Consider the following 3,234-nt stretch of genomic DNA (forward strand, 5'->3'; position numbering starts at 1 on the left):
AATGGAATTCCAGTTAAACCATCTATAACAATACCATCAATATCTGCTAAAGCAACTGCCTGTAAACTAACATCTTGAATAACAATATCCTGAGCAGGGACACTTATTGTAAATGTTTGGCTTTCATAACCCCAGGAAGAATACGTAAAATCATAAATTCCTTCACCTATGGGACGATGATAATCCCCAATGTCAGGATCAGTATATATTTCACTGTGATTAAAGTCATGGTCTTCAACTGTTATTTTGGCTTCTATTGTTATACCAAATTCATTAGTAACTATACCACGGAGTCCGCAAAGAGTTTCTTCCATAAACAGAAGCATAGCATTATAATTCCATAGATAATAATCTTCAAGTTCATCAGCCGGAAGAGCTTTCTCGTAACTTAATTCTAAACAAAAACATCTAACATTCTGATACCAGTTCATGTAATCCACGCTACAACCAGATATTGGGCAATAGAGGAATCCGTTCAATACACCTTCACCAGCATAAGTAAAATATTCAGGTGGTGATAATTCATGAGCTGCTTCCACATAAGTCTGGCAGACATTCTGGAACCAGTTATCATCTGCATGAAGTGTCTCCCAGGTAAACCATGGATACATAATAACCTCAATACCTGAATGCAGGTCAGCAGTTAGAACGAAATTATGCTCTGCAATAAATTCTATCTGGGCAATAATTTCCGGTTGAGTTTCATAACCATCCGGATGCTGCCCATCTTCAGGGTCAGGATAATTACGGTTCATATCTATATGATTTGCATTTCCCCGAGTAGCTCCAGCAACTGTATTATTTCCTCCAGCGTAAAGACCATCTGGGTTAGCCAGGGGATTTATATAAATATCAATTTCATTAACAATATTGTCTATTCTTGTATCTGTTCTGTATAAGGTTAACAGATCATCAATCAGATGCATTAGCACTATACTTGCAACCAACTCATCTCCATGAATTTGACCCATGTAATAAAACTCAGGTTCATCTGACTCGATACTAATATCATCCCCTATGTGAGCAACTAATAACTCGCGACCTTCTATGGAATTACCAATTGAAAATACTTCACAGATATCAGGATATTCTTCTGCAAACTGATACATGAGCTCTATGTAAGTATCATAAGTAGGATAATAATTCCAGTCCCTCATCTGTTCTCTTGTTTCTGCCATATCAGGTTCAAATCCGGCAAGCGGACCCGGTATGATCTCAAATGTATAAGGAAGCGTTCTCAACCGATTTAATTGTTGTTGATTGGCATAGGCATAAACGGTATTATCTTCAATACTATCTATAGAAATCAGACGAGTGAGTATTGCAATCTGTTCTGATCTTACATTACTCAATTTTAAGTAATGTTCAGTTGCCGAAATATGGACTATACTGAGCATAAGCAATAATACAAATACCTGCCTTTTCATAAGTCACTCCGAATATTTTCTCCTAAATTTATTAATATTGGATTCAAGTCAAGGATTTCTCATATATATATCCCTGGTGAACTTAGTTAATAAGGTTAACACTGTTAACTGGGTAAACTGGATCAATATCATCATTTATAAGCGGATGAACGGTGTAATATTGGGAATCAGTTAATCTGCTTACAGTGGCAATTTAATTTTAACTGGATACACAGTAAATTTTTATACTCTTTTTTCTGATATTCTATTTTTCGTGTTTATGTCTATGATGTAAATCTGGAAAATGTTTATGTTTATGGTGTATTTCATCGTGTTCATGTATATGAATGTGTAGTTTAGTTTTGATAAATTCAATCTCATGAGTATGGTTATGATGTTCATCCTCATGGCTATGTAGGTGAATATGCGAAGTTTTCAAATGTTTATGAGTATGCTCATGAGTTAAAATATTGGTCATTACAATTCCAATTGCTAAAAATGCCATTGAAATTGTTACATAAATATTTATCGGTTCAGATAGCAAAACAAAAGCTGCCATAATTCCCCAGAAAGGTCCAGTTGAAAAAAGAATCTGACTCCTTGTAGCTCCCAGATGTTGAGCAGATGTAACATAAAGAACAATACTTAGCCCATAAGAGACGATTCCAACAATTAACGAGAAAAATACAATATCAGGGGCGATATATGCACCACCAATAATCATTCCAATTATCAGATTAGTAGAACCAGCAAAAATTCCTTTTAGAAAAGTAATTGTTTGTGGTGAAGTTCCATCAACTAAAGCTGTCAGATGATTATCAATCCCCCAACATATACATGCCAATGCAATTAGAATTCCTGAATATAATGCTCCGGTTCCTTCTTGAAATGAAATCATTATTCCAGCAGCAATTGAGAAAAGGACACCAATCAAGGCAGGCTTATCCAAATGATCTTTAAAAAAAAGTACTCCTAAAATTGCTGTAGCAACTAATTCTAAATTCAACCAGACAGATACTGATGATGAATTTGCTAATTTCAAACCGAATAAAAGAAATACGGGGCCAAGTAATCCTCCAAAAATTATAATGCCAATAATTGATTTCGCAGTTTTTGATTTCATAATATAATGAAACTCTTCTTTGTAATTTTTCAATACGTAGGGGATAAAGATAATTGCAGCTCCTAAATAGAGTAACCCATCTAATTTAAAGCTATTTACTTCATTAAGTAGCAGTTTACTAAAAGGAGTCCCAATCCCAAATAACAATCCAGACAATAAACCTATAAACAATGCAGTACGCTTCATCTAACTCCCTGTCAATATATCATCTTTAGATATAAAACTAACATTATCAACTAAATACTCTAAACTGTAACGCCATCTCATCAGGTATCCTGAAAGTCTCTAGCTTGTAGTTCCAAAATGATAACATCTTGCTGCTGATTTATGAAAACTACATCATCACAATCAGAAATTCTTAAAAGCATATAATTGTCTTTTACTTAAGAGTGCAAGAAGTTTATTTAAATACGCCAGAATAATGATATTATGCTATTCATTCAGCATACAGTAAACTAATTAACAATAATTAATTATTATGTATCTTCAGGCTGGTATTAATTTGCTTAGATGTTAATTATGCAATATTCCACCCCATTCTACTACATCAAAGCCATTACGTTGAAACGTGGAAACTACTGGAGCTGGAATAAACGAGGGAGAGAGGGAGCGAAGGGGAGAAGGGGGGAGGGAAATTGAAAATTGAAAATTGAAAATGTAAAATTGAAGAGGGGAAAAGGAGAAGGGGAAGGGGAGAGTAATTGA

General features: G+C 34.5%; 2 protein-coding genes. Both read right to left on the bottom strand.

What is annotated here, in order from left to right; genetic code table 11:
* On the bottom strand, window positions 1-1,427 hold a 1,427-nt coding region (locus RAO94_08035; protein ID MDP8322285.1), incomplete at its 3' end, for a M14 family zinc carboxypeptidase.
* Window positions 1,428-1,671: 244 nt separating this feature from the next.
* Window positions 1,672-2,715 carry a DMT family transporter gene (locus RAO94_08040; protein ID MDP8322286.1) on the bottom strand — a complete coding sequence of 348 codons (1,044 nt, stop codon included), beginning with the start codon at window positions 2,713-2,715 and terminating at the stop codon, window positions 1,672-1,674.
* Window positions 2,716-3,234 lie beyond the last annotated feature (519 nt).

This window comes from Candidatus Stygibacter australis (assembly GCA_030765845.1).
In the GTDB taxonomy this organism is placed as follows: domain Bacteria; phylum Cloacimonadota; class Cloacimonadia; order Cloacimonadales; family TCS61; genus Stygibacter; species Stygibacter australis.